Source organism: Stenotrophomonas sp. Steno-C18 (assembly GCF_056393195.1).
Genome location: NZ_JBWJOX010000001.1, coordinates 862,862 through 888,028 on the forward strand (window position 1 = coordinate 862,862; position 25,167 = coordinate 888,028).

General features: G+C 65.9%; 24 protein-coding genes and 2 pseudogenes. 17 read left to right on the plus strand and 9 right to left on the minus strand.

Annotation, left to right across the window (positions count from 1 at the left end; all coding sequences use genetic code 11):
* Positions 1-2,109 (minus strand): annotated as a pseudogene (locus tag AC06FE_RS03985) (DUF3418 domain-containing protein); the annotation flags it as partial.
* Between the two features lie 78 nt (positions 2,110-2,187).
* A pseudogene (hrpA, locus tag AC06FE_RS03990) lies at positions 2,188-4,206 on the minus strand (ATP-dependent RNA helicase HrpA); the annotation flags it as partial.
* A gap of 88 nt (positions 4,207-4,294) precedes the next feature.
* Here hrpA and AC06FE_RS03995 point away from each other — a divergent pair.
* Both AC06FE_RS03995 and recQ read left to right on the plus strand, forming a co-directional pair.
* The gene (locus AC06FE_RS03995) at positions 4,295-4,843 is read left to right on the plus strand and encodes a Dps family protein (RefSeq protein ID WP_132865321.1); all 549 of its coding nucleotides are present in this window, start codon (positions 4,295-4,297) and stop codon (positions 4,841-4,843) included.
* 314 nt (positions 4,844-5,157) lie between these two features.
* A complete protein-coding gene (recQ, locus tag AC06FE_RS04000) occupies positions 5,158-6,960 on the plus strand; it encodes a DNA helicase RecQ (protein WP_478072274.1) in 1,803 nt (600 codons plus the stop codon).
* A 4-nt stretch (positions 6,961-6,964) separates the two neighbouring features.
* Here the strand turns inward: recQ and AC06FE_RS04005 are convergent, their stop codons facing one another.
* Together AC06FE_RS04005 and AC06FE_RS04010 are read right to left on the minus strand one after the other, a co-directional pair.
* Positions 6,965-9,709, minus strand: a complete 2,745-nt coding sequence (locus AC06FE_RS04005) for a protein kinase domain-containing protein (protein WP_478072275.1) — start codon at positions 9,707-9,709, stop codon at positions 6,965-6,967.
* Between the two features lie 22 nt (positions 9,710-9,731).
* Positions 9,732-10,283 carry an ECF-type sigma factor gene (locus AC06FE_RS04010; protein WP_165931196.1) on the minus strand — a complete coding sequence of 184 codons (552 nt, stop codon included), beginning with the start codon at positions 10,281-10,283 and terminating at the stop codon, positions 9,732-9,734.
* Positions 10,284-10,574: 291 nt separating this feature from the next.
* On the opposite strand from AC06FE_RS04010, the gene AC06FE_RS04015 reads away from it, so the two are divergent.
* The gene (locus AC06FE_RS04015; RefSeq protein WP_478072276.1) at positions 10,575-11,648 is read left to right on the plus strand and encodes a DUF5694 domain-containing protein; all 1,074 of its coding nucleotides are present in this window, start codon (positions 10,575-10,577) and stop codon (positions 11,646-11,648) included.
* A gap of 381 nt (positions 11,649-12,029) precedes the next feature.
* Here AC06FE_RS04015 and AC06FE_RS04020 read toward each other — a convergent pair whose 3' ends face one another.
* Complete coding sequence (locus tag AC06FE_RS04020) at positions 12,030-12,338, minus strand: hypothetical protein (protein WP_478072277.1); 309 nt, start codon at positions 12,336-12,338, stop codon at positions 12,030-12,032.
* Positions 12,339-12,515: 177 nt separating this feature from the next.
* Here AC06FE_RS04020 and AC06FE_RS04025 point away from each other — a divergent pair, with 177 nt between their 5' ends.
* Positions 12,516-12,848, plus strand: a complete 333-nt coding sequence (locus AC06FE_RS04025) for a hypothetical protein (RefSeq protein WP_478072278.1) — start codon at positions 12,516-12,518, stop codon at positions 12,846-12,848.
* A gap of 723 nt (positions 12,849-13,571) precedes the next feature.
* Here AC06FE_RS04025 and AC06FE_RS04030 read toward each other — a convergent pair.
* From AC06FE_RS04030 to AC06FE_RS04045, 4 genes are read right to left on the minus strand one after another with little or no spacing between them, the layout of a single operon-like run.
* Positions 13,572-14,282 carry a DNA-methyltransferase gene (locus tag AC06FE_RS04030; RefSeq protein WP_478072279.1) on the minus strand — a complete coding sequence of 237 codons (711 nt, stop codon included), beginning with the start codon at positions 14,280-14,282 and terminating at the stop codon, positions 13,572-13,574.
* Entirely contained in the window at positions 14,200-14,511 is a 312-nt protein-coding gene (locus AC06FE_RS04035; protein WP_478072280.1) for a Com family DNA-binding transcriptional regulator, read from the minus strand. Before AC06FE_RS04035 ends, AC06FE_RS04030 begins: the two co-directional genes overlap by 83 nt.
* Positions 14,451-15,464, minus strand: a complete 1,014-nt coding sequence (locus tag AC06FE_RS04040) for a phage portal protein (protein WP_478072281.1) — start codon at positions 15,462-15,464, stop codon at positions 14,451-14,453. Before AC06FE_RS04040 ends, AC06FE_RS04035 begins: the two co-directional genes overlap by 61 nt.
* Positions 15,464-17,221 carry a terminase large subunit domain-containing protein gene (locus tag AC06FE_RS04045; protein ID WP_478072282.1) on the minus strand — a complete coding sequence of 586 codons (1,758 nt, stop codon included), beginning with the start codon at positions 17,219-17,221 and terminating at the stop codon, positions 15,464-15,466. The genes AC06FE_RS04040 and AC06FE_RS04045 overlap by 1 nt, the downstream gene beginning before the upstream one ends.
* A 153-nt stretch (positions 17,222-17,374) precedes the next feature.
* Here AC06FE_RS04045 and AC06FE_RS04050 point away from each other — a divergent pair, with 153 nt between their 5' ends.
* The 13 genes from AC06FE_RS04050 to AC06FE_RS04110 all read left to right on the plus strand — a co-directional run bounded on the left by AC06FE_RS04050 (position 17,375) and on the right by AC06FE_RS04110 (position 25,167).
* Entirely contained in the window at positions 17,375-18,229 is an 855-nt protein-coding gene (locus AC06FE_RS04050; protein ID WP_478072283.1) for a GPO family capsid scaffolding protein, read from the plus strand.
* Positions 18,230-18,266: 37 nt separating this feature from the next.
* Positions 18,267-19,280, plus strand: coding sequence for a phage major capsid protein, P2 family (locus AC06FE_RS04055; RefSeq protein WP_313253207.1), 1,014 nt, complete (start codon positions 18,267-18,269; stop codon positions 19,278-19,280).
* A 4-nt stretch (positions 19,281-19,284) separates the two neighbouring features.
* Entirely contained in the window at positions 19,285-20,013 is a 729-nt protein-coding gene (gene gpM, locus AC06FE_RS04060; protein WP_478072284.1) for a phage terminase small subunit, read from the plus strand.
* Between the two features lie 109 nt (positions 20,014-20,122).
* Entirely contained in the window at positions 20,123-20,590 is a 468-nt protein-coding gene (locus AC06FE_RS04065; protein WP_478072285.1) for a head completion/stabilization protein, read from the plus strand.
* Entirely contained in the window at positions 20,590-20,805 is a 216-nt protein-coding gene (locus tag AC06FE_RS04070; protein WP_478072286.1) for a tail protein X, read from the plus strand. Before AC06FE_RS04065 ends, AC06FE_RS04070 begins: the two co-directional genes overlap by 1 nt.
* Before the next feature lie 2 nt (positions 20,806-20,807).
* The gene (locus AC06FE_RS04075; RefSeq protein ID WP_313253217.1) at positions 20,808-21,167 is read left to right on the plus strand and encodes a putative holin; all 360 of its coding nucleotides are present in this window, start codon (positions 20,808-20,810) and stop codon (positions 21,165-21,167) included.
* Positions 21,160-21,435 carry a phage holin family protein gene (locus tag AC06FE_RS04080; RefSeq protein WP_478072287.1) on the plus strand — a complete coding sequence of 92 codons (276 nt, stop codon included), beginning with the start codon at positions 21,160-21,162 and terminating at the stop codon, positions 21,433-21,435. Before AC06FE_RS04075 ends, AC06FE_RS04080 begins: the two co-directional genes overlap by 8 nt.
* Before the next feature lie 34 nt (positions 21,436-21,469).
* Positions 21,470-22,075 (plus strand): glycoside hydrolase family 19 protein, encoded by a 606-nt coding sequence (locus tag AC06FE_RS04085; RefSeq protein WP_478072365.1) that lies wholly within the window; start codon positions 21,470-21,472, stop codon positions 22,073-22,075.
* Positions 22,075-22,602, plus strand: a complete 528-nt coding sequence (locus AC06FE_RS04090) for a hypothetical protein (protein WP_478072288.1) — start codon at positions 22,075-22,077, stop codon at positions 22,600-22,602. The genes AC06FE_RS04085 and AC06FE_RS04090 overlap by 1 nt, the downstream gene beginning before the upstream one ends.
* The gene (locus tag AC06FE_RS04095; RefSeq protein ID WP_478072289.1) at positions 22,599-23,087 is read left to right on the plus strand and encodes a phage tail protein; all 489 of its coding nucleotides are present in this window, start codon (positions 22,599-22,601) and stop codon (positions 23,085-23,087) included. Before AC06FE_RS04090 ends, AC06FE_RS04095 begins: the two co-directional genes overlap by 4 nt.
* Positions 23,080-23,547: a phage virion morphogenesis protein gene (locus AC06FE_RS04100; protein WP_478072291.1), complete on the plus strand. Its 468-nt coding sequence runs from the start codon at positions 23,080-23,082 to the stop codon at positions 23,545-23,547. The genes AC06FE_RS04095 and AC06FE_RS04100 overlap by 8 nt, the downstream gene beginning before the upstream one ends.
* A gap of 80 nt (positions 23,548-23,627) precedes the next feature.
* Positions 23,628-24,620 carry a baseplate assembly protein gene (locus AC06FE_RS04105; RefSeq protein WP_478072292.1) on the plus strand — a complete coding sequence of 331 codons (993 nt, stop codon included), beginning with the start codon at positions 23,628-23,630 and terminating at the stop codon, positions 24,618-24,620.
* A complete protein-coding gene (locus AC06FE_RS04110) occupies positions 24,613-25,167 on the plus strand; it encodes a phage tail protein I (protein ID WP_478072293.1) in 555 nt (184 codons plus the stop codon). The genes AC06FE_RS04105 and AC06FE_RS04110 overlap by 8 nt, the downstream gene beginning before the upstream one ends.

The window sequence follows — 25,167 nt, forward strand, 5'->3', positions numbered from 1 at the left end:
TCAGCCGCGCAACGCGGCGACCCGCTGCGCCAGCTTCTTGGCGGAGATCCCCGAGCGGAAGCCCAGTTCCTGCGCGAACAGCGATACCCGCAGCTCCTCGATGTCCCAGCGCAACGCCGCCCATTCGGCACGCGCGGCGCGGCCCTGCAACCGTGCCTCATCCAGCGCGTCGACGAACGGCTTGAGCTCCAGCATGCGTGCTTGGTCACGCGGCGGGTCACGCTTGGCGCGTTCGGCGCGCAACAGCATGGCCTTGAGGTAACGCGGGAACTGGGCCAGCGCATCGGCCGGCGTTTCGCGCAGGAAGCCGGCATGCACCAGCCCTGCCAACTGCGCCTCCATGTCGTCCAGGTTGCCGCGCGCCCAGCCCATCAGCGGTGCTTCCAGCTGTGGCTTGAGCTCACCGACCAGGCCCAGGATGGTCTCGGCCAGCTTGAGCCGCGTCATTGCCTCGCCGAACAACTGCTTGCCGGCCTCGCTGCGACGCTGCTCGAACGCCTCCGGTGTGCGGATCCCGGCTAGGCCATCGGCCAGTACCGCGTTCATCGCCGCATCCACCAGGTCGCCGCGCAGGCGCTCCTGCGACTCGATGGCCGCGTACAACAGGCCGGTCTTGGGCGAGACCGGCAACTGCTTGCGGGCCTGCTTGACCTTGTCGGCCAGGCCGATTTCCAGCAGCCGGCGTACACCCAGCGGATGCGCCAGCGCCGCCTCGTTGCGGTCGGCGAAGATGCGCAGCGCGGCGGCATCACCGGTGTCCACCAACGCCGGATAGGCGGGCACGCCGGCCTCGCCCGGGACCTGTTCGGGGATGGCCGTGGCGGGGAACTCGCGCAGTCCCTCGGCCGCCAGCGCCTGCCCGGCGCGCGCGGCAAACGCACTGCCGGCGCGTTCGCCGAAGCGCGCACGCAGCGCCTCCAAGTCGCGCGACATGGCCAGCAGCCTGGCTCCCTTCCCGTTCGCCGAGACCTCCTTTCCCGGTGCATTGCCCCTGCCCGGTTCAGCGCCGCGCGACGGCGCCGCCTCGAACAGGCGCAGGTTCATCCGCAGGTGCGGCTCCAGGGCATCCACCTCGAAATCGGTGGCCGCCACCGTCGCCCCGGTGGTCTTGCTCAGGAAGCGCGCCAGCTCGCCACGGATGTCATCGGCCGAAGGCTGCGGCCAGGCCTCGAAGAAGGCCCGGCCGAAGTCCGGCGCCGGCACGTAGTTGCGGCGCATCGCCTTGGGCAAGGTACGGATCATGGCACTGGCCTTGTCGGCGACGAAGCCCGGTGCCAGCCACGACAGCCGCGCCGGGTCCAGCGCATTGAGCAGGTGCAATGGCACGTCCAGGGTCACGCCGTCATCCTCGGCACCGGGCTCGAAGCGGTAATGCATCGCCAAGCGTGCGTCGCCCAGCGCGAAGTACTTCGGGTAGCGGTCTTCCTCGCTGCCTTCGCCCGGCAGCAGGTCGGTCAACGACCACTGCAGCGTGCGACGCTGCTCCGGCGGCAACGCCTGCCACCAGCCGTCGAGCAGGCTGGCCGAATGAATATGCGGCGGCACCCGGTCCAGGTACCAGCGCGCCTGCCAATCCTCGTCGGCGACGATGCCGGCACGGCGCAGCTTGGCTTCTTCCTCGCGCGCCTGCTCCAGCACCTTGATGTTGTCGGCGACGAAGCCGGCGCGCGTGTTGATCTCGCCGGTCACCAGCGCCTGCCGCACGAAGATGTCGTGTGCCTCGCCCGGGTTGATCTTGCCGTAATGCACAGGCTTCTTCGGTGCCAGCACCAGGCCGAACAGGCTGATCTGCTCCGACGCCAGCACCTGTCCCTGCGCGCGCGACCAATGCGGATCGAAGTGCTTGCGCGCCAGCAGGTGCGGCACCTCGGCGATCACCCAGTCCGGCTCGATCGACGCATTGGTCAGGCCCCACACGCGCTGGGTGTCGAGCAGCGTGGCACTGAGCACCCACGGCGGCGGCCGCTTGGCCAGCGCCGACCCCGGGAACAGGTGGAAGCGGCGCTGTCGTGGCGCCTGGAAATCGCCCTTGTCGGTGCGATGCCCGACCTGGGTCGGGAGGCCGGCCAGGATCGCGCGGTGCAGGGCCTGGTAGGCGGCCACGCGCACCTTCTCCGGGATACCTGGCGCGGTGTCGGACTCGGCGTTCCCCCTGCCCTGCGCACGGGGCGTGCCGGTGGCAGCCGGGTCCGGCTTGCCCTCGCGCGCCAGGCGCGCGGCCTTGTGCAGCTCGCCACGCGTGGCCTTGCGTTTGGCCTCGGTATCGCCGCCGGCCGGTACCGCGACCGGTGCGGCCAGCAACGCCTTGCCAAAGGCATCGCCCTCGTTGACCGACCAACCGAGCTCCTCGCACAGCAGGCGCAGCTGGCGGTGCAGCTCGCGCCATTCGCGCATGCGCAGGAAGCCCAGAAAATGCCGTCCGCACCAGTCGCGCAGCTTGGACTGGGTGAGATCTTCATGTGCGATGCGATAGGCCTCCCACAGGCGCAGGATGCCGATGAACTCCGAACGGCCGTCGGCGAACTGCGCATGCGCGTTGTCGGCCGCCTCGCGGGCTTCCGGCGGACGCTCGCGCGGGTCCTGGATGCCCAGGAATGCGGCGATCACCAGCATCTCGCGCAGGCAACCGCCCTTCTGTGCGGCCACCAGCATGCGCGCCAGCTTCACGTCCACCGGCAGGCGGGCCATCTGCCGGCCAATCGCGGTCAGCTTGCGCTCCGCATCGATGGCGCCCAGCTCGGCCAGCTGTTGCCAGCCGTCGGCCACCGCGCGCTCGTCGGGGGCTTCCAGGAACGGGAATTCATCGATCTGGCCCAGGCCCAGCTGCAACATGCGCAGGATCACGCCGGCCAGCGAGGAGCGCCGGATCTCCGGGTCGGTGAACTCCGCGCGCGACTGGAAATCGGCTTCGGAGTACAGCCGGTAACAGATGCCTTCGGAGATGCGGCCGCAGCGGCCCTTGCGCTGGTTGGCGCTGGCCTGCGACACCGGCTCGATGTGCAGGCGGTCCAGCTTCTGGCGCGGGCTGTAGCGTTTGACGCGGGCAAGGCCGGGGTCGATCACGTAGCGGATGCGCGGCACCGTCAGCGAGGTCTCGGCCACGTTGGTGGTCAGCACGATGCGTCGCTTCGGGCCCGGGTTGAACACCCGGTCCTGGTCCTTGGCCGAGAGCCGCGCATACAGCGGCAGCACTTCGGTCTCGCGGTACTTGCGGCGCTCCAGCGCCTGGTGCGCGTCACGGATCTCGCGCTCGCCGGGCAGGAACACCAGCACGTCGCCACGCGCGTCGCTGCGGGTGATCTCGTCCACCGCAGCGACGATGGCGTCGTTGACCGACACCGGGTCCGAATCCGCGTCCTCGCGGCGACCACGCGTGCCGGCCGGGCGCGTTTCCTCGCCGTTGGCCACCGCCTCGTCCAGCGCGCGGTAGCGCACTTCCACCGGGTAGGTCCGGCCCTCGACGTTGACCACCGGTGCATCGTCGAAGTGGCGCGAGAAGCGCTCGGTGTCGATGGTGGCCGAGGTGACGATCAGCTTCAGGTCCGGGCGCTTGCGCAGCAGCTGCTTCAGGTAACCCAGCAGGAAATCGATGTTGAGGCTGCGTTCGTGCGCCTCGTCGATGATCAGCGTGTCGTAGCGCGACAGCCAGCGGTCGGAGGCAATCTCGGCCAGCAGGATGCCGTCGGTCATGAACTTGATGCGGCTGTCCTCGCCGACCTTGTCGGTGAAGCGCACCTGGTAACCCACCACCGAACCCAGCTCGGTCTGCAGTTCCTCGGCCACGCGCGCGGCCACCGCCCGGGCGGCGATGCGGCGTGGCTGGGTGCAACCGATCATGCCGGCCTGGCCACGGCCGGCGGCCAGGCACAGCTTCGGCAGCTGGGTGGTCTTGCCCGAACCGGTTTCGCCGGCGATCACCACCACCTGGTGCGCGCGGATCAGCGCGGTGATCCGGTCGGCTTCACGCGCGATTGGCAGCGCATCGTCCATGGTGATGGAAACCGGCTGCGCGGCCCGCTGCCTGCGCTGCGCCTGCGAGCGTTCCAACAGCTGCAACAGCGCCTGCTCGGCGGCCGCATCGGCCGGCTTGCCCCGCCAGCGTGACCACAGGCCCAGCAGGCGGCCGCGGTCTCGGCTCATCGCCCCGTCAATGGCCTTGCGGGCGTCGCGCAGGCGGGTGGCAGTCTGATTTTCGATAGCGCTCATCAATCGTTCAACGTGAAAACTTGAAATACCGGTACGGTTACCGGAGCGGTATTGTGAAGCCATTCAACCCGCCAAGGAGTAAAGCGTCATGGCCAAAACCAAGCACAGCAGCAAATCCGAAGCCGGCAAGAAGAAGCTCGCCGCGGCCGCACCGTCGGCCCCGGGGGTGGATATCGGGATCAAGGACAGCGATCGCAAGAAGGTGGCCGACGGCCTTTCACACTTCCTGGCCGATGCCTACACCCTGTACCTGAAGACCCACAACTTCCACTGGAACGTCACCGGGTCGATGTTCAACTCGCTGCACAACATGTTCATGGACCAGTACACCGAGCAATGGAACGCGTTGGACGAGATCGCCGAGCGCATCCGTGCGCTGGGCTTCAACGCACCCGGTTCCTACCGTGAATTCGTGACCCTGACCTCTATCGCCGAGGAGCCGGGCCTGACCGATGCCCCGGATTGGCGCGAAATGGTCCAGCAGCTGGTCTCCGGCAACGAAGCGGTCTGCCGCACCGCGCGCAAGGTACTGGAACAGGCCGGCAAGGCCAATGACGCACCCAGCGAGGACCTGCTGACCCAGCGCCTGCAGATCCACGAAAAGTACGCCTGGATGCTGCGTTCGCTGCTGCAGTAAGCGTTGCAGGGCTGCCTCCCCTCGCGTGGACGAGGCAGGTTCGAGCCGGGGAAGCAGCGCTTACCCACCCCGGCCCTCCCCTTCGCTGCGCGAAAGGGAGGGGGAAGAGCGGGTTCGCTGCGTTCGGCGATTTCGCTGGCTTCTGCCAGGTTGCGTGAACCCCCCTCCCTTTCGCGCAGCGAAGGGGAGGGCCGGGGTGGGGTGCTGCCTGCGCACCGCCGCCAACCGCCCTACGCGCCCCGGCATCGTCTCCCCGGCGCGAAAGCCGCATAACCGACACCCGGCCAGTCCACGCCAGCAGGTAAACTAGCGCGATGCCCCAAAGTCACGCGCAAGAACTGCTTTCCAGCGTTTTCGGTTACGACAGTTTCCGCGGCGACCAGCAGGCCATCGTCGAACATGTTGCCAGCGGCAATGACGCGCTGGTGCTGATGCCCACCGGCGGCGGCAAATCCCTCTGTTACCAGATCCCGGCATTGCTGCGTGATGGCTGCGGTATCGTCATTTCACCCCTGATCGCGCTGATGCAGGACCAGGTGGAAGCGCTGCGCCAGGCCGGCGTGCGTGCCGAGTTCCTGAACTCCACGCTGGATGCAGAGACGGCCGCACGGGTCGAGCGCGAACTGCTCGATGGCGAGCTGGAGCTGCTCTACGTCGCCCCCGAACGGCTGCTCACCGGCCGCTTCCTGTCGCTGCTGGGACGCAGCCGGGTCGCGCTGTTCGCCATCGACGAGGCCCATTGCGTGTCGCAATGGGGCCATGACTTCCGCCCGGAATACCGGCAGCTGACCGTGCTGCACGAGCGTTGGCCGCAGGTGCCGCGCATCGCGCTGACCGCCACCGCTGACCCGCCGACCCAGCGCGAGATCGCCGAACGCCTGGACCTGGCGCAGGCGCGCCACTTCGTCAGTTCCTTCGACCGTCCCAACATCCGCTACACCGTGGTGCAGAAGGACAACGCCAAGCGCCAGCTGCTGGATTTCCTGAAGGCGCACCGCGGCGAAGCCGGCATCGTCTACTGCATGTCCCGGCGCAAGGTCGAGGAAACCGCGCAGTTCCTGTGCAACGAAGGCCTGCAGGCCCTGCCCTACCACGCTGGCATGCCGGCGGAAGTGCGTGCGGCCAACCAGCGCCGCTTCCTGCACGAGGACGGCATCGTGATGTGCGCCACCATCGCCTTCGGCATGGGCATCGACAAGCCGGACGTGCGCTTCGTCGCGCATACCGACCTGCCCAAGTCGATGGAAGGCTATTACCAGGAGACCGGCCGCGCCGGCCGTGACGGTGAGGCCGCCGAGGCGTGGCTGTGCTACGGGCTCGGCGACGTGGTGCTGCTCAAGCAGATGATCGAGCAGTCCGAGGCCAGCGAGGAGCGCAAGCAGCTCGAGCGCGCCAAGCTCGACCACCTGCTCGGCTACTGCGAATCCATGCAGTGCCGCCGCCAGGTGCTGCTGGCCGGTTTCGGCGAGACCTACCCCAAGCCCTGCGGCAACTGCGACAACTGCCTGACCCCGCCGGCTGCATGGGATGCCACCGTGCCGGCGCAGAAGGCATTGAGCTGCGTGTACCGCAGCGGCCAGCGCTTCGGCGTGGGCCACCTGATCGACATCCTGCGCGGCAGCGACAACGAGCGAATGCGCCAGCTCGGCCACGACAAGCTCAGCACCTACGGCATCGGCAGCGACCTGGATACGCGCAGCTGGCGCAGCGTGTTCCGCCAGCTGGTCGCGGCCAGCCTGCTGGAAGTCGACCCGGAGGCGCACGGCGGGCTGCGCCTGACCGACGCCAGCCGCGACGTGCTCAAGGGCCGTCGCCAGCTGATGATGCGCCGTGAGAGCCCGGTGGCGCGCGAACGCGAACGTGGCGGCCAGCGCAGCGGCCTGCCGGTGCAGGCCGGGGACCTGGCCCTGTTCAATGCCCTGCGCGGGCTGCGCGCGGAACTGGCGCGCGAGCAGAACGTGCCGGCCTTCGTCATCTTCCACGACAGCACGCTGCGCAACATCGCCGAGCAACGGCCGACCAGCATCGACGCGCTGGGCCGGGTCGGCGGCATCGGTGGCAGCAAGCTGGCCCGTTATGGCCAGCGGTTGGTGGACATCGTGCGCGAGCAGGGCTGAGCCGTCAGCCGCGTCCACCGCGGGCCAGCAACAGCAGCCCTTCGACCTTGCGCCGGTCCGGCGAACCATCGACCTGCATGCGGCTCAGCACCGGGGCCACCTTGTCCAGCTCGGCCAGCGCCTTGCCGGCATGGCCGAACTGCAGCTGCGTTTCAGCCAGTGCGATGCGGTTCTGCAGGGTCTCCATCTTGTCCTGGCCGTACACGCTGATCGACAGTCCCAACGCCGCATCACGCAGGGCCAGCGCGGATTTCCCGTCACCGCGCCGCGCGGCCAGGTCCGCGCGCACCTGCAGCAACTGCAGCGACAGCATCGGCGTTGCCTGCGCGCCAATGGGCTCCAGCAACGCGTTGGCCTGCTCCAGTTCGTTCTGGCGGACATGCCAGGCGATGCGGTACAGCCGCACTTCCTGCCGTCCGGGTGCATCGGCCGGCAGCGCGGCGGCCATCCCGAGGTCGGCGTGCTTGAGGTGGGTTCCGGCCGCTTCCATCCGCCCCTGCCGCATCAGCAACCGCCCCAGCCCGCTTTCGGCGCGCATCGTCACCGGCGCCTGCGCCCCGAGCTGGTCGCGGCGGATTTCCCAGGCGCGTTGATACATCTGCTCCGCCGCATCCAGGTCACCGCGCTGCTCGTGCAGGGTGCCGTAGTTGAACAATCCCATCGAGTAGCGCACCGACGCTTCGCCATCGATGATCGCGCTCAGCCGTTGCCGTGCCCGGAACTGCTCCTCGGCCGCGGTGAAGTTGCCCATGTCCTGGTACAGGTCGGCCAGGGCCTCGTGCTGCACCAGCACGAAGCTGTTCTCGGCGCCATACAGTGCGATGGCCTGCTGCATGCCGGCCTGCAGCAATGGCAGTGCCTGCGCGTAGTCGCCCTGCTCGCGCAGGATCTGCGCCAGCCGGGTTTCCGCGGCCAGCGCCAGACTGGTGCGCCGGCCGTGCAGGCTGTCGATCACCTGCCGGAAGTGACGCGCGGCGTCCTGCGTGCGTCCCCAGCGCAGGTACATCAGGCCGGTGTTGTAGACCAGCTCGTGCAGCTGCGCCTCGTCATCGGTGCCGGACAGCCCCGCATAGGCCGCGCGCGCCTGCTTGAACGCCACCTCCGCACGGTCGAACAGCTGCTGGTTGGTATAGGCCAACGCACGCGCCGCCAGCAGGCGTGCCTTCACTTCCGACGTCGCCGCGCCATCGACCAGCGCCAGGCCGCGCTCGGCCAGTTGCTGCCCCTTGGCACCGTCACCTTCACCCGTCTTCAGCGTGGACAGGCTGGCCAGCACCGACGCGGCATCCTCGCGGCGGTTCACATCCGTGCGCATGAACCCTTCGTACGCCCGCTGCAGCAACCGCTCCGCCTGCAGCGGCACCCCCGAGTTCTGGTAGGCCGCACCCAGCACCGCCTGCATCCGCGCACGCTCCACCGGCGCCTCGCGCAGCTCGTTGTCCACCTGCAATGCCGCACGATCCAGCAGCTGGCGTGCGGTCAGTTCCTCCTCCCCCCGCTCGGTGCGCAGGAACGGGTCGGCCGTCTCGAACACGCCCACCATGAACTTGCTAACCTGGCGGGCGACGGCGGCCTCCTCCTGCGCCTGCCGGCGTGTCTGCACCAGGCCGATCACGAACGCCAGCAGCAGCACCAGCAAGCCGCTGGCCGCTGCCACGCCCTGCCAGTTGCGGCGCAACGCCTTGCGCACGCGGTACAGGCGATCAGCACGACGGGCCTGCAGCGGCTGCTGTTCCAGGTAGCGGCGCACATCGCCCATCAACGCCTCGGCGGTACGGTAGCGCTCGCCGACATCCAGCGCGCAGGCACGCCGGACGATGGCATCCAGGTCACCGCGCAGGCGCCGGCGCCACGGCAGCTCCGCCGGCGCATGCTCGCTGGGCAGTGGTACCAGCACGTCCACGTCACCGGGCTCGCGCAGGCAGGGCCGGGTTGATACCAGCTCCAGCAGCATCACGCCCAGGCTGTACACATCACCGGCGGCACCGACCATTTGCCCGCGGATCAACTCCGGGCTGGCATACGACGGCGTGCAATAGCCCGAATCCCGCTCCTGGCGCACCTCGCTGAGCATCCGCGCCAGGCCGAAATCCAGCAGCACCGGCTGCCCGTCGCCCTGCACCAGCACGTTGCTCGGCTTGAGGTCGCAATGCAGCACCAGCCGTTCGTGCGCGGACTGCACGATGCCGCAGATGTCCAGGAACAGCGCCAGCCGCGCAGGGAGGTCCAGTTGCTGTTCGCTGCACCATTGGTCCACCGGCTTGCCGTCGATGTACTCCATCACCAGGTACGGATGGCCATCGGGCGTGGTGCCGCCGTCGTACAGCCGCGCCACGTGCGCCAACTGCAGGTCGGCCAGCACCTGCCGTTCGATCGCCAGCCGCTCCACTTCCATGCCGCCGGGCAGGCCGTGCAGCAGCTTGATCGCGACCACCCGCTGGTACACGCCGTCGGCACGCTCGGCCTTGAACACCGTGCCCATGCCCCCCTGGGCGACGCGCTCGATCAGCCGCCACGGTCCCAGCCGGTCACCGATGCCGAACTCCGGGGCCATCGCCCGGGCCAGCGCGATGTCCAGGCGGTTGCTGACCCGGCTGAGCCCCACCGTCTGCGCACCCAGCAGCTGCAGCACCTCCTCCCGCACCTGCGAGTCATCGCAACGCTCGGCCAACGCGGCGGGCCACTGCTCACGCGGCAGCTCACACACCGCATCGAACAGTTCCCGTACCCGCTGCCAGTGCTCCTTCACCCTGCCCCCGGCGTGCGCGGTTTCAGCGCAGTTCCCGGTTCAACCACGCCCGCGCGAAACGCAGGTCGCGGTCCACCGTCGGCACCGAGACATCCAGCACCAATGCGATCTCGTCCCGGCTCATGCCGCCGAAATAGGTCAGCTCGATGGTGCTGGCCGCACGCGGCTCCAGCTCGGCCAGTTTGTTCAGCGCCTGGTGCAGGGCCAGCACGTCATGGCCGATGGTGTCCTCATCGCTCATGTCCTGCGCATGCGAAAGCGTGAGCTGCTCGGCGTTGCCACCGCGCTTGTCGGCAGAGCGCGCGCGCAGGTGGTCGACCAGCACCGAGCGCATCTTCAGCGCGGCAATAGCGATGAAATGGGTACGGTCCTGGTAGTCGGCGTCGCTGCCAAGCAGGCGCATCAGTGACTCGTTGACCAGCGCGGCCGGTTGCAGCGTGCCGTTGGTCTGGTTGGACAGGCGGCTGCGCGCGATCTGCATCAGGTCCGCATACAGCGCCTGGAACAGGTGCTCACGCGCATCCAGGTCGCCTTCGCGCCAGCGATGCAGCAATAGCGTGATCTGTCTGTCCAAACGTGCCCCCGGGCCGCCATCGGTGTCGCCATCCGCCTGCCGTGGGCGCCGGATGCCAAGCCGCATGGTAGGCCGAGCGCTCATCCACTGCCAGCCATCGCCGGCATCCCGATAGCGCGCGTCGTCCCCCGGCGGCAGGTGAGGCCGGCATCCTGCGCCGTCCGTCGATGACCTTGGGCACCGTGAAACATGGCCATTGACAGCCCCTCGGGCAGACAGGAATCCTCGCCAGCTTGCGCCGAGCTGGCGCTTCAACGGCAAACCACCATGGGCCAGGGAGTGATATAGGGAATGTTGGGACGAAACCTACTGATCGGGACGGCGCTGGCCGGGTGCCTGCTGGCAGGCGCAGCACAGGCGCAGGGCTTTGAACCGCGCGCACACAAGGGGCCCCGGCACGGGGTGCCGAACGAGGTCGTCGTACTGGGTACCGCCCATCTGGCAGGGCTGCCGGACACATTCGACCCCGCATCGCTCGCCGGCCTGCTCGACCGCTTGGCCAACTGGCAGCCACGGGCCATCGCCATCGAGGCCGTCTCGGGCCTGCAGTGCGACATGCTGAGCCGCCAGCCCTCCCGCTACGCACTGACAATGCACGACTATTGCCCCGACGTCTCGGCCGCAGCCAAGGCCACCGGGCTCGACATACCGGCCGCGAACGCGGCGGCGGAAACCCTGCTGGCCAACTGGCCCGCACAGCCGACTCCGGCGCAACGTCGCCGCTTGGCCGCCACCTTCCTGGCTGCCGGTGAGCGCGATTCCGCGCTCGTCCAGTGGCTGCGGCTTCCCGCCGCCGAACGGCACGCCGGCGACGGCCTGGACGAGGAACTGGTGAACGCACTGGAAGCCCTGCGTGCCAGCCGCAATGAAAACACGGTCATTGCCGCCACACTCGCCGCACGCCTGGGCCACGAGCGGCTCTGGCCGATGGATGACCACAGTTCCGACCGCTACGGGCCCGATCCCAAGGCCTATGTGGCAGCCATCCGCAAGGCCTGGGACAACCCCGCCAACGCGCGCCGGTCGGCGATGTTCGGAGGCATCGAAGCGCAGATCGACACACCGGAAAAGGCGCTGGCGCTGTATCGCCACTACAACGGTCCGGAGATGGCGCCGATCGCCTTCGAGAGCGACTACGGCGCCGCGTTGGAGGAACCCTCGCCGCAAGGCTATGGCCGCCTCTACGTGACCTCGTGGGAAACCCGCAACCTGCGCATGGCGGCCAACATCCGCGACCTGATGGGACCGACGCCGGGCATGCGCACGCTGGTGATCGTCGGCGCCTCGCACAAGGCCTACCTGGACACCTACCTGGACCAGATGCACGACGTGCGCATCGTCGATGTGCCGACGCTGCTGAAGTAACCGCGCATCCACCGCCGCCTCACCGCCGGGATGGCGGACAGGCGTGCAAGCCCCCAACGGAAAAGGCACCGTCATGCGGTGCTTTCTCCGTAACTAGAACGAAGTCACTTGCCGAGCAACGTTCATTCAGCGGCCCACAAAAAAGGGCTCCGGAATCTCCGGAACCCTTGGCAATACTGGTGGGCCGTGAAGGATTCGAACCTTCGACCAAAAGATTAAAAGTTTCTCAAACTGTCACGACTATTCAGTCACTTAGGAAAGATTATTTTCCCAAGCAGGGAAGCCCAAACCGTTGATTTTGTGCGCACCGAGATAGGTATTTTCCCATCCGCACAGGCCACCCCGGCATTTAGCCACCAGTTGCGTCCGTTGCGCGATCGACTACACCAGAAGGCCAAGGCGGCGAGCGGCGGCGATCAGCATGGGATCCTGCGCCCCGAACTGGTCGCGGCTCTGTACACCCGCTTGCACAAGTCCGCGCAAGAAGCGCTGAGCCTCAACACCTTCCCCCAAGTGCGACAGAAGTGCCTTCAATTCCCGCTTCCGGGTCGGCAGGTCGTTGGTGAAGCCATAGCCTATTGAGCGCAGGGCCTCAGCAGCCATTCCATCTGTTGCAGCGTGACGTTCAAGCTCTTTAAGCATCTGATCCAAGAACACTTGTTCTTGCAATTCGTTCTTTGTTGCGTACATGGAAAACTCCCAAAGGGGGTGGAGGCAGATAGAACCGGTACTCGCGGTTTAATGAGTGTTCTCAGCATCCACGCGCGAGTCAAACCACACAGCCCAACCCGCACACCAGGTTGGGGCGCCCTCGTGATTGGCAGCCGAGTCTCATGCGGTGGCCGCTATCCCCTTACGCTCGCACGCATGAAAGTTCCCCACGGCTTCGAACTGAAACACTGGCTGGACGGTCCCGCGCTGTTCCTCAACGGCAAGATGATCGCGTGCGTGTCCCCACTGGCTGACGGCCGCGCTCGATCACAGCGATGCGTCGGAACGGTCCACCTGCAGCATGAGTTTCACAGCGACGTTGCCAACGCCGAACGCTTCCTTTGCGCCTGGGCGATCAAGTGGCAGGACCGAATACGCGAGGCATACGACGCACTGGCCACCGGGCAGCTCCCCACCGGCCGAGCTGCAGGCAAAGGCCTGGTCGACGTCCAGGCCCCATCGATCGGCACACGCAAACGCCGGCGCTGACAGCGCGGCCGCATCGATCGCGCGGCTGCAGGGCTGTGGCGTCGATCAGTGAGCAACATCAAGCGGAGGGAAGCCCCGCCGCCCAGTAAGCAAATTTTAGGGACGGCATCGGGAACAGGTAACAAAGGTAATTAGCGCCAGAAAACAACCTTATTTCCTATTACTTTCAACAAGTTATTAGACCTAAAGAAAGGTAATTTTTAGGTAACTGAATGGTAATCAGGTTACCTTTTGGGAAGGTAATCTCTTGCCTATCTCACTATCAATAGAATCAACAACTTATGGAGTGATTACCTTTTTTGTTACCCCGGATTACCGTCAACGGTAACCTCCGAAAAGCGCACTATTTCAATGGCTTAGGACTGCAAAGGAGGGCCTGATTACCAATTACCTTGCCCCGATGGGTGTCCTAAAATTTTGGGCAGCGGCTCTACCGCCTCTCAGTGGCAGCAGGAAGCCCCCCAGAGCGCAGGGATTCGCAGGGTTCCCGGTGCCCTGGCAATGCGCGCGTCGCCCAGCACAGGCGCAGCCGCGCGGCCCCTGCAGGCCTGCAGAAAAACGACCCTGTTTAGACGGCAGGCGTGGCGGGGAGACGAGTGCGTTTGCCCGGGGGGGTAGCCGCCCGAAACCATACGGCATGGACCCGCGCCGTATGGTTCGGCGAGCGGGCACAAAAAAGCCGCCCCAGAGGGCGGCTCGGTGTTTGGTGTGCCGGTGGTGGGCCTACAGCGCCCGCAGGCGCTCGCGCGTGACGTGGGTGTAGTGGTCGGTCATCTCAATGCCCGTCCAGCCATAGCCCTCCTCCTGCGCGGCCACCAGTGTGGTGCCGGATCCGGCGAACGGGTCGAGGATCCGGCCACCGGCCTCGCAGATCCTGACCAGCTGTCGCATCAGCGCCGTGGGCTTTCCGGTCATGTGCAGCTTGTCCGCCTTGCGGATGGGCTCACGGATCACGCCCGGCAGGATGGGCGCACGCCGATCCCCGCGCATGCTCCCCTTGCTCCCCCATACGACGTACTCGGCCTGGTTGCGCGGTCGGCCGAGCTGCGGGCGTACCCCTTCGGTCTTGTCCCACACCAGGACGCCGCGCCAGACAAACCCAGCGCACTGCATCGCGTCGGTCGTGAGCGGCAGCTGCCGCCAGTCCGTGAACAAGCACACCGGCGCGCCCTCCTTCAGCACGCGGTTGCACTCTCCTAGCCACATCGTCATCCAGCGCAGATGCGAGCGTTGGTCGCGTTCCTCCCCAGCAAACTCAGGGAACTGGCGGCCGGTGCCGCTCTGCACGTACTTGGCCGAGGGAATCTTCTTGCGATCCGTGGTGGATAGCCCGCCGCTAGCGTAGGGCGGGTCAGTGATCAGCGCGTCGAACGACGCGGCCGGGAGGGTGGGCAACAGCTTCAGGGCATCGCCCTGCAACAACTCGTTCTTCATCAGTAGAACCTTCAGTCAGTCGCTCGCGGCGATCTGTCGGGAGGCTCTGGGCCTTCATGTGATTCATCGTGCCGCACCTTGGGCACTTGATCTGCAGCTCGCTGTAGCCGCTGGCCTTGGCCAGCAGTCGCGCACACTGGCCGCATCGCAGGTTGGTGAACGCAACCATCAGGCGGCAACCGCAGCGAGCGAGAACGGGTCGAAGCTGATCACCCGTTCGCCCACCCATTCGTTGATCGGCTCGAACAGCGATTGCAGCGGCTCCAGTTCCATTGCCGCCCACACCATCGCCGCATCGCGGATGGACCCGAAGCCGCCGGAGTTCTGCGGCACAATGCCCAGCAACTGTGGCGGCACGCGCAAGGATGCAAGCATGTCGTCCCGCGTCACGCTTTTGATTCCAGTGAACTCATCCTTTGCCGCCACCTCGCTGACTGGAATCAGCTGGATCCCTTCCTTCTTGCCACCGGGCGAGTGCAGGAACAGGTTTCGGAAGTTGCCAACGCCACGCGACGCCTTCAGCTGTTCGCGCAGGTTGTCCAGGTCGTCTTTGTTCACCTGCGAATCGGTCAGGTACAGGATGAAACCGGCATGGGATCCGTTGTTGTAGTACTTCCTGCGGAACAGCGTGGCGGACTCATTGAGCAGCGCTGATTGCACTGCGGGCATCCACTCGGGCACCCCGTAGATCTCCTGGCTAACGTCAGCCTCGCGAAGCTGGAATACCGTGCCCGCAGTGAACTCGTGTTCGATGCCACCGGCCCGCACCTGGAAGAACTCTCCCTCGGTGGTTCCCCGGCGCACGTACAGCGACAGTGGCACCATCAGGCTATGGGCGGCGCCGGACATCGCCTTCACTCGCTCCACGTAGGCCGTGCCGAAGGTAAGGAAGTCCAGCGTCAGTTGCGCAAAATGCTGGCGCGACAGCAGCCTATGCGGCTTGAACGTGCGCAGCAGCATGTTGCGCTTGAACTTCAGCCCACTCTGCAGGTACGGGTTCGATTGCACCGTGCGCGCCAGCCCCTGATAGTCCACCGGCGGTTCAAAGTAGCGGCCGCTGCGCCAGCATTCCAAGTAGTCGAGCAACCCACGCGATTCGAGCACCGGCGTGGGCTCGCCGAAGGTGAAGGCCTCAAACTTGCCTGCCGGCTCACTCGCCGTGGCCTGGTCTTCGGTGTTCATCAGAAGATCTCCATTGTGCTGGCGACAGCCGCAGCGCCTTCCAGCGGTTCATTGTGTAGGGCATGCAGAAGCGCCCAGGCCAGGTCCGCATGACCCGTCGCCTGTGTGCGCCCGGCGGTGTAGGTGATCTGCCGCCCGCTCCTGGTGATGGTCTTCTGGATGGCCATCAGCGATTGCGTGAGGTCGGTCCAACCGGAGTCGTACTCCAAGCGTCCGTTCTTGATGACGTCATAGGCTTTGAGCACCAGCCGCGACTTCACTTCCGGCGAGTAGCTGAACGTGGTTACGCCAGGGAAGAATTGCTTCACCAGCTGCGCCACACCGGTTCCCATGCCCGTGGTGTCTACGCCGATATACGTCACCCAGTAGCGCAGAGTGATCTTGTGGATAAAGTCTGCCTGGTCCGCGAAATCCATGCCCTTGAACTGGTGCCGCTCCAGCACGCGGAACTGCCCACCGGGAGCGCTCGGTGGTGCCACCACGACGATGCCGGCGCTGTCGCCCGTCTCTGCTGGGTCATAGCCGATCCAGACCGCACGGTCACCATAAGGCCGCAAGGCGAAGGGCTTATAGTCGCCCGCCCAATCAACCCAGCTATCCACCTGGCACGTCTGCAGCAAGGTCAGCGGGAACACACTGGCGCTATCGTCCACGAACTGACACATCAGCAGGTTGGCGAACTCTTCGGCGCTGTAGTCGCGCCGCAGCTCCTCGATGTCGAACAGATCGCATCCGCCCCCAGCCGCATCCAGCACGGTGACGATCTGCCGCCAGATGGCATCCTCACATCGCCGCCCACCGAACAGCCGGCCATGGCTCACATCGATATTCAGGTGCTGGGCGGTCGGCCGGCCCTTGTTGAAGCGCTCGCCGGTCCAGAAGTCGTAGGCCTCATGGGCCATCGTGGACGGCGTGCTGAAGTAGGTCTTCTTCCACTTCTTGTGCATGGCCATGCCGCTGGCCACCTTGTTCAGCTGGTTGAAGCCATGTGTCCAGAAGAACTCGTCGAAATAGAAATTGCCGTGATAGCCCTGCGCAGTGCGCGCATTGGTCCCGAGGAAGAACAGCTCTGCACCGTTACCTAGCGTGACGGGATCGCCTGACAGATCACGGTCCAGCACCTCACGCACGAACGCACGCATGTAGCCGAGGAAGATATGCGCCTGGCTCTTTGATGCGCTTAGGAAGATCTGGTTACGCCCAGAAGTCAGGGCATCGATCAGCGCCTCACGCGCGAAGTAGTACGTCGCGCCGATCTGGCGCGACTTCAGGATGATGCGCGTGCGTTCGCTTCCGGCCTTGAACCAGTCGCGCTGGTAGTCAAAGCAGCCGTCGAGGAAGGCCTCCTGCAGCCGTTCGACTTCCTCATCCGTGAAGCTGTTCTTGGGCTGCCGCTTCTTCGGCGCGGCGTTGCGCTTGGCAAGCTCGGGATTCAGCTCGGTTTCGGTTCCGCCGCCCTGGTAGCGCTGGATGCGAGCCTGCCGCTCCAGCTGACGGTGCAGCAGGTCAATTTCCTTGAAGTCGCCAGGCGTTTTCTTGTCCTTGTGGATCAAGATCACCAAGCGGGCTTCCAACGCGCCGCCAATTCGTGCAACGTTGTCAGCGCGGTCCCATTCGTCGCGCGACTTCCAACTGTGGATCGTGCGCTCTTTCTCGCCAATGGCTTCGGCGATTTCGCACACACGCCAGCCCATCCAGTACAGGAACATGGCCTGTCGGCGGGGATCCATCTGCAGTTGTTCGGCGACAATACTCACTGGATCAAGGTTGCCGCCCGCCTCGCGCGTAGGGCAGCCAAGGCCGTTGTAATCGTCGTGATTACACCCTGACGTCGTTGCCGCTGTTTTGCCCCCAACCGACCATGGGTCATCGCATCAATTCCGATGCCGTTGACACATGCAGAGGGCAAGATGGCTGCCAAGAAAGTGAAAAAGTTCCGTTCGAAGTTCTTCCGTGTCGCTGTGGAAGGCGCGACGTGCGATGGCCGCGCCATCGAGCGCAAGGACATCGAGGAGATGGCGGCCACCTATGACCCGCAGGTCTACGGCGCCCGCATCTGGATCGAGCACATCCGCGGCATCCATCCGGACAGCCCCTTCCGTGCGTATGGCGACATCACCAGCCTGAAAGCCGAGGAAGTCGATCTCAACGGTGGTAAGAGGCTGGCACTGTTCGCGCAGATCCAACCCACCGACGAACTGGTGGAGATGGTCAACGTTCAGAAGCAGAAGCTGTTCACCAGCATTGAGATCGCGCCGAAGTTCGCCGACTCGGGCAAGGCGTATCTGTACGGCCTGGCCGTCACCGACTCGCCCGCCAGCCTGGGCACCGAAATGCTCGCGTTCGCCGCGCAACATCCCGACAAGAACCCGCTGGCCGACCGCAAGCAGTTGCCGGAGAACCTTTTCACCGCCGCCGCCGAAACCACCATCGAGTTCGAAGAAGTCGAGCCGCCGGCCCCGCGTCAGTCCCAGATGGCCAAGATCCTGGCCACGTTCGGCATCAAGCCCAAGCAGAACCCGGAACCGCAGACCGAGGAATCCCCGGATGTCGCCGCGTTCTGCAACGCGCTGCTCGAAGCCGTCGAACAGCAGGATGAGCACATCGACAGCCTGAAGCGCCAGCTGGAGCTGAGCAATGGCCGACAGCAGCAGTTCGCCGCCCAGCTGGCCAGCATCACGAAGACCCTGTCCGATACGCCGCAGGGCTTCACCAAGCGCCCGGTCGTTGCTGGCCCGGGCGACGACGAAGCCACCGATTGCTGATCCCAGCGCCCCCACTTTCAAGATTCAGGAGCAACTGATGCGTACCGAAACCCGCCCGCTGTTTGATCAGTACACCCTGCGCCTGGCGCAGCTCAACGGTGTGACCGACCCGTCCAAGATCTTCACCGTCTCGCCGGAGGTTCAGCAGACCTTGGAAGGCAAGATGCAGGAATCCAGTGCATTCCTGCGGTCCATCAACATGGTGCCGGTCAACGACATGCAGGGCCAGAAAGTTGGCATCGGCATCGGCAGCACCATCGCCGGCCGCACCGACACCACCGGCCAAGCCGAGCGCCAGCCGAGCGACCCCACGATCCTGGACGACAACGAGTACCGCTGCTACCAGACGGACTTCGATACGGCGCTGAGCTACGCCCGGATCGACGCCTGGGCGCGGCACAAGAACTTCCAGCAGCTGATCCGCAATGCAATCCTCGAACGCCAGGCGCTGGACCGCATCATGATCGGTTTCAACGGCACCCACGCTGCCGCCACCAGCAACCGGACCACCAACCCGCTGCTGCAGGACGTCAACAAGGGCTGGCTGCAGCAGTACCGCGACAACGCGCCCGAGCGTGTGATGACTGGCGGCAAGACGGATGGGATCGTCAAGGTGGGCGGTGCCGATGGCGACTACGCGAACCTGGACGCACTGGTGATGGATGCCGTTGCCAACCTCATCGAGCCGTGGCACGCCAAGGATCCGGGGCTGGTCGTGATCCTGGGCCGTGGCCTTCTCCACGATAAGTACTTCCCGATCATCAACCAGAACAACGCGCCCACCGAGCAGCTCGCCGCTGACCTGGTGCTGGGCACCAAGCGCATGGGCGGCCTGGCCCCGGCGGACGTGCCGTTCATGCCCAACAACGCGATCCTGATCACCAGCCTGCGCAACCTGTCGCTGTACTGGCAGATCGGCGGTCGCCGCCGATTCATTCAGGAGCAGCCGGCGAAGAACCGGGTGGCGAACTTCGAATCGTCCAACGATGCCTACGTCGTGGAGGACTACGGCATGGGCTGCCTGATCGAGAACATCAAGGTCGAGGACTGAGACAATGGCAGACAGCCCCGCAAAGCGGCACCTGCAGCGCCAGCTGGCGGCGAAAGCCGCCAGTAAGGCGGCAGGCCACCAGCTGATGCCCGGCACGGGCATCTACGAGCAGATGCTGTTGCAGCTGGCCAGCGACCGCGCCCGCCTGAAGAACATCCAGTCAACCACCGCCAAATGTCAGCTCAAGGCCGAGCTGCTGCCGGCATACGGCCCGTACCTGGACGGCGTGCTGGCCGAAGGCAACGGCGCGGCCGACGAAGTGGTTACCACGGCAATGCTCTGGCACATCGATGCCGGCAGCTACGTCGAGGCCATGCGCCTGGCCGAGTACGTGCTGCGCCACAACCTGCCCATGCCGGATCGCTTCGAGCGCACGACGGGCACCGTGGTGGCCGAGGAAGTGGCCGATGCTGCCCTCAACGCACTGCGCAGCGGTGCCGAGTTCGACGCATCGATCCTGCAGCAGGCCTGCGCGCTGACCGATGACCAGGATATGCCCGACCAGGTGCGCGCCAAGCTGCTGCTGTCCCGCGCTCGCTGGATCATGCATGACCTTGCCAAGGCCGAAGAGGCCGCCGGCGGTCAGCCCCCGAACGACGCCGTCGAGCTGACCACCACGGCCGTGGAGGCGTTGCGCCGGGCCATCCAGCTGCACGACGGCTGCGGCGGCAAGACCGACCTGGGCAAGGCCGAAAGCCGCCTGAAGAAATACACGGACAGCGCCAACAGCTGACCGTTAACCGAGCGTCCCCGCGACCCCGCCGGCTCGGGGCGGATCTGCAACGTCCTCTCTCCCGTTGCAGTGAAGCCCCGACCACCGGCGATTTATTCGAGCAGGTGCCATGAGTGGTTTTGTCGCCAATGCATCCCCAGTGAAGCCCGAGCCGCCCATCGTATCGGGCACGTTCTGGCCGCAGGTCGAGCTGGCAGCCCTGCGCGCTGCAGTGCGCATCCCCGGCGATGTCACCGCCGAGCGCCTGCGCGCAGCAGCGGTGCAGGCGGTGATCGACGTGAACACCGAGTTGGAGACCTGGGCGCTCGGCCACATCGCTGCGGGCATTTCCACGCTGGCCGCAGTCCCGTCCATGCCCGTGGATGGGAAGACCAAGCACGAACTGCTCTACCTTCGCGCGGTCTACTCCGCTACCGCCGTCGAGCTGCACGAACGCTACCGCTCCTACGACGCCACCGCCCAGGGCAACCAGCGCGCCGACGACCTGACGCCGACCATCGATGAGGTGCGCCGTGATCTGCGGTATGCCGTGGCCGACATTCTCGGCACGCGGCGCGTTACAGCCGAGCTGATCTGATGCGCGTGCGATCCCTTCAGGGCGACACCATCGACGCGCTTTGTCACCGCCACTTGGGCCGGACGGTTGGCGTTGTCGAACAGGTGCTCGAACTGAACTACGGCATCAGTCTGCACGGCCCAGTCCTTCCCACCGGCACCGTGGTCGAGTTGCCCGACCTGACCACACAAACGAACCGCGCAGAGATGCGCCCCCTTGTCCAGCTTTGGAACTGATGATGACCGAACCCACTTCCACCGGCGGCATGCTGGCATTGGCCACCGGTGTTGGCCTCGCTTCACTGCTGCCGGGAATTGAATCCGATGCGTTCATTGGTGCATTTGCCGGTGCCACGTTGTTTGTCGTGTCGGCAAAAGACTTGCCGATCTGGAAGCGACTGATCTACCTGGCAATCAGCGTGGTGGCCGGCTACATGGGCGGCACCGAGGTGATGCGCCGCTTCGACGTCACGTCCAGTGGACTGGCCGCGTTCATCTGCGCAGCGGTGATCGTCACCCTGACGCTGAGCCTGATCGAGCGCAGCCGCACGGAAGACCCGACCAAGGCCAAGATCCGTCAAGGTGAAACCGATGAATGAGCTTCTGAGCGCGGCCACCCTTCTGTGCTGTGTCGCCATCTGCGTCCGGCTGCTGCTGTATCGCCCGCATTCACTCGCCCGGCACCGTCCGGGCATCGCCTGGTGCGCGTGGCTGCTGGTGGCTGCCACTGGCGGCCAGGCGCTGCAGATCATGCTGCAGGGCGCGCGTGCAACCGTGACCGGCTGGAACCTGATCCTGCTGGTCGTCCTGCTGGTGGCGGTGTACCGCTCGCGCGGCAACGTCGCCCATCTGTTCGGGAGCCGCTGACGTGCAACTGACTACCCTGCAGCTCTCCCAGATCATGCAATGCCCGACCACCCGCGCCCAGCGCTGGGTCGGGCCGTTCAACGCTGCCCTGGCACGATTCGGCATCACCAGCCGCGTGCGGATCGCGCACTTCCTCGCCCAGGTCGGGCATGAAAGCCTGGCCCTGTCGCGCGTGGAAGAATCGCTGAGCTACAGCCGCGACCGCCTGCTGGAGGTGTTCGGCACGCGGATCGCCCCAACCGAAGCAGCGGCCTACGTCCACCAGCCGGTGAAGCTGGGCAACCGGGTCTATGCCAGTCGCAATGGCAATGGCAATGAGGCCAGCGGCGACGGCTACCTGTACCGTGGCCGTGGCCCAATGCAGCACACCGGCCGTGGCAACTACCGCCGTATGGGCGAGCTGGTCGGCCAGCCGTTCGAGCGGCAGCCGTCCTTGTTGATCGAGCCCGAGCATGGCGCGATGGCCGCTGCAGCGTTCTGGGCCGACAAGGGCCTCAACGGTTACGCGGATGCGCGTGACGTGCTGTCGATCAGCCGGATCATCAACCTGGGCACCACGAAGTTGCGCGCCCGCCCGAACGGCATGGATGACCGCACTGCCCGCACGCGCCGCGCCCTGCAGGTTCTGGAGGCTGCCTGATGCTGAACCGCGCCATCGGCCTACTGGTCCTGATCCTTGTCGTTGCCGCGCTGGCCACATGCCAGCAGCAGCGCATCAACCGCGCACAGTCCGCCCTGGCTGAGGCCCGCGCGGACCTGGCCGCATCCGCATCCCTCCTGCGAACCATCAAGGCCCGCCTGGACCTTGCCCGCTCTGAGGCCAAGGTCATCACCGAGTACGTTGACCGTGTTCAGGTCGTGCGCGAACGCGGCGCGACCATCATCAAAGAGGTGCCTGTCTATGTCACTGCGCAAGCTGATGCTTCCTGCCCTGTTACTGCTGGTTTCGTGCGCGTCCACGACGCCGCTGCCGAAGGCGCCAGTCTGGACGGAGCCCCCACAGATCCTGATGCGCCCGCCCCAGGCGTTGCGCTCTCTACCGTCGCCGACACCGTCGTCAGCAACTACACCGCCTGCCACGCCAACGCCGAGCAGCTGATCGGGCTGCAGGCCTACGTGCGCGAGCTGCAGGCCGCCCAACACGACACGGCAGCCAGCGACCCATGAAGAAGCCAAGCGACCTTCGCGCGCACATGCTCGCCGCCTGTCCGGTGCTGCAGGCCGATCCCGACCGCCTGCTGCTGTTTGTGGAGAACGGCCATTTGGTCAGCTCCAACGTGCCGGGCCTGTCGTACCAGTACCAGTACGAGCTGACGATGATCGTCACCGACTTCGCAGGGACACCGGAAGCGATCATGGTTCCGTTGCTGCAGTGGGTGACACGGCACCAGCCCGAACTGCTGGCCCATCCTTCCACGCGCGGACAGATCGCCTTTGCCGTGGATGTCCTGGCAAGCGACCTGGTGGACATCGAGCTGAAGCTGCAGCTCTCCGAGCGCGTCGCGGTTATGCGCGATGAGGAAGGCAACTTCCAGCTCACCTACCCCAAGGAAACCCCGGTGGACAGCGGCCACGCTGACACCCTCCGGGGTGGGCACGTTGTAGGCCCGGACGGCACCATCGCCACCCTGCCGCAGCTCGCCAATGACTGACGACCTGCAGAAACTGGAGGATTGGGTCGGCCCGCTGTTGCGCAGCCTCCAGCCGGCCCAGCGTTCGCGCCTGGCCCGAGCCGTGGGCGCAGGCCTGCGCCGCAGCCAGCAGACGCGCATCGCGTCCCAGCAGAACCCCGATGGCAGCCCCTTCGCACCGCGCCGCCCAGCCGATCCCAAGCGTGCGAAGAAGGGCGCGATCAAGCGCCGTGCGATGTTCGCCAAGATCCGCCAGGCCAAGCACCTGCGGATTCGCGCCACGCCGAACGACGTTGCTGTTGGCTTTGTCGGCCGCGTCTCGCGCATCGCAACCGTTCACCAGGAGGGCCGCGCGGATGCGGTTAGCCGCGGTGGTCCGCGTGTCACGTATGCACGCCGGCAGTTGCTCGGCTTCACGGATGCCGATCAGCAGCTCATCCGCGATCTGATACTTGATCACCTGTCGAGCGCCGTGCTGTAACGGGCTCAACTACATCCTGCGAAAGCGCGGCCCACGCGCGCGCGATGAGAGCCTGATTGCAACCCAATGCCGGCTCTCCGATGTCCACCTTCACTGCCGTTGACCTGTCCAAGATCCCGCTGCCGGACGTGTTCGAGCAGCGCACTTTCGAGGAGATCCTGCGCGAACGCCTCGCCACCTTCCAGCAGCTGATGCCGGAGTTCGACGCGGTGGTGGAGTCGGATCCCATCTACAAGCTGCTGCAGAATGGTGCGTACAACGAACTGGTGCTGCGCGCCCAGTTCAACCAGCGCGCCAAGGGCTTGTTCCTGGCCACCGCCGAGAAGGCGGACCTGGACAACTTCGCCGTGCCATTCGGCGTCGCGCGCCAGCTGCTGGAGAAGGGCGACCCTGACAAGGGCACCGCCGACGTCTACGAAGGCGACACCGCGTTCCGCCGCCGGATCCAGCTCTCTCCCGAAGGCCTGTCGGTGGCCGGGCCAGAGGGCGCGTACATCTTCCACACGCTCGGCGCGGATTCCCGCGTTCTGGATGCCAGCGCGCAGAGCCCCGAGCCGGACGACATCAAAGACCTGGTGCTCCAGATCCTCGCGCGCCACAGCGCCAGCGAGGCGTTGGTGCAAGAGATGACCACTGCGCTGGAGGAAGCGACCTGGCCAGGCACGGTCGTTGTCTCGGTCTTGAGCCGCGAGGGCAACGGAGCGGCCACGCCGGAAGTTGTAGCCGCCGTAGATGCCGCGCTGACGAGCGAGGACGTGCGCCCGCTTACCGACCTGGTAGTCGTTCAATCGGCGCAGATCGCTTCCTACGCGGTAGACGCTGACCTGTACACCTTCGACGGCCCCGATGCCCAGGTTGTCATCGCTGAAGCGCGCCGCCGTTTGGCCGCCTACCAGGCCGAATCCCACCGCCTGGGCCGTGACGTCCCTCGCTCGGCCATCTACGCGCAGTTGCACGCCGAGGGCGTGCAGCGTGTGGTGCTGCGCTCGCCGGCAAGCGACATCGTTGTTGATCGCACGCACGCCGCCTACTGCGAATCCGTGACCATCAACCACGCCGGCACCGATGAGTAGCACGCCGTCCCTCCTTCCGCCCAATGCCTCACCACTGGAGCGCGCGGTGGAGGCAGCCGAAGCGCTGGTTCTGCGCATGGTGATGCTGCACGCGCTGCTGAAGGATCCCTATCGGTGCCCCGAGAAGTTCCTGCCTTGGCTCGCGTGGGAACTGTCGCTCGATACGTGGGACAGCAACTGGCCGCTGCGGATCAAGCGCCAGCGCATCGCCAGCGCAATCGACATCCAGCGCCACAAGGGCACCGTGGGCAGCGTCCGCGACGTGATCGAGTCCTTCGGCGGCAGCGTGGTCATCCGTGAATGGTGGGAGACATCGCCGCCGGGCCGACCACACAGCTTTGAGCTGCTGCTGATTCTTTCCGGCCGCCCCGGCGTGGAGGCGTCGGCAAAGTACGTTGAGGACGTCATTGCCGAGGTCAACCGCACGAAACCGGTGCGCTCCCACTTCACCTTCACCCAAGGCGCTGAGTTCGCCGGCGAGATCGGCCTAGCCGGCGCGATCCGACCGGCGGTGTACCGGCGCATGACAATGACCACTGAGGAATGA

Coding starts and splice junctions, on each gene's coding strand:
- AC06FE_RS04055 (WP_313253207.1), top strand. CDS start 18,267: ATGCGTACCGAAACCCGCCCGCTGTTTGATCAGTACACCCTGCGCCTG.
- recQ (WP_478072274.1), top strand. CDS start 5,158: ATGCCCCAAAGTCACGCGCAAGAACTGCTTTCCAGCGTTTTCGGTTAC.
- AC06FE_RS04100 (WP_478072291.1), top strand. CDS start 23,080: ATGACTGACGACCTGCAGAAACTGGAGGATTGGGTCGGCCCGCTGTTG.
- AC06FE_RS04050 (WP_478072283.1), top strand. CDS start 17,375: ATGGCTGCCAAGAAAGTGAAAAAGTTCCGTTCGAAGTTCTTCCGTGTC.
- AC06FE_RS04110 (WP_478072293.1), top strand. CDS start 24,613: ATGAGTAGCACGCCGTCCCTCCTTCCGCCCAATGCCTCACCACTGGAG.
- AC06FE_RS04025 (WP_478072278.1), top strand. CDS start 12,516: ATGAAAGTTCCCCACGGCTTCGAACTGAAACACTGGCTGGACGGTCCC.
- AC06FE_RS04030 (WP_478072279.1), bottom strand. CDS start 14,282: ATGAAGAACGAGTTGTTGCAGGGCGATGCCCTGAAGCTGTTGCCCACC.
- AC06FE_RS04015 (WP_478072276.1), top strand. CDS start 10,575: ATGTTGGGACGAAACCTACTGATCGGGACGGCGCTGGCCGGGTGCCTG.
- AC06FE_RS04065 (WP_478072285.1), top strand. CDS start 20,123: ATGAGTGGTTTTGTCGCCAATGCATCCCCAGTGAAGCCCGAGCCGCCC.
- AC06FE_RS04040 (WP_478072281.1), bottom strand. CDS start 15,464: ATGAACACCGAAGACCAGGCCACGGCGAGTGAGCCGGCAGGCAAGTTT.
- AC06FE_RS04035 (WP_478072280.1), bottom strand. CDS start 14,511: ATGGGTGGGCGAACGGGTGATCAGCTTCGACCCGTTCTCGCTCGCTGC.
- gpM (WP_478072284.1), top strand. CDS start 19,285: ATGGCAGACAGCCCCGCAAAGCGGCACCTGCAGCGCCAGCTGGCGGCG.
- AC06FE_RS03995 (WP_132865321.1), top strand. CDS start 4,295: ATGGCCAAAACCAAGCACAGCAGCAAATCCGAAGCCGGCAAGAAGAAG.
- AC06FE_RS04070 (WP_478072286.1), top strand. CDS start 20,590: ATGCGCGTGCGATCCCTTCAGGGCGACACCATCGACGCGCTTTGTCAC.
- AC06FE_RS04080 (WP_478072287.1), top strand. CDS start 21,160: ATGAATGAGCTTCTGAGCGCGGCCACCCTTCTGTGCTGTGTCGCCATC.
- AC06FE_RS04090 (WP_478072288.1), top strand. CDS start 22,075: ATGCTGAACCGCGCCATCGGCCTACTGGTCCTGATCCTTGTCGTTGCC.
- AC06FE_RS04085 (WP_478072365.1), top strand. CDS start 21,470: ATGCAATGCCCGACCACCCGCGCCCAGCGCTGGGTCGGGCCGTTCAAC.
- AC06FE_RS04075 (WP_313253217.1), top strand. CDS start 20,808: ATGACCGAACCCACTTCCACCGGCGGCATGCTGGCATTGGCCACCGGT.
- AC06FE_RS04095 (WP_478072289.1), top strand. CDS start 22,599: ATGAAGAAGCCAAGCGACCTTCGCGCGCACATGCTCGCCGCCTGTCCG.
- AC06FE_RS04105 (WP_478072292.1), top strand. CDS start 23,628: ATGTCCACCTTCACTGCCGTTGACCTGTCCAAGATCCCGCTGCCGGAC.
- AC06FE_RS04020 (WP_478072277.1), bottom strand. CDS start 12,338: ATGTACGCAACAAAGAACGAATTGCAAGAACAAGTGTTCTTGGATCAG.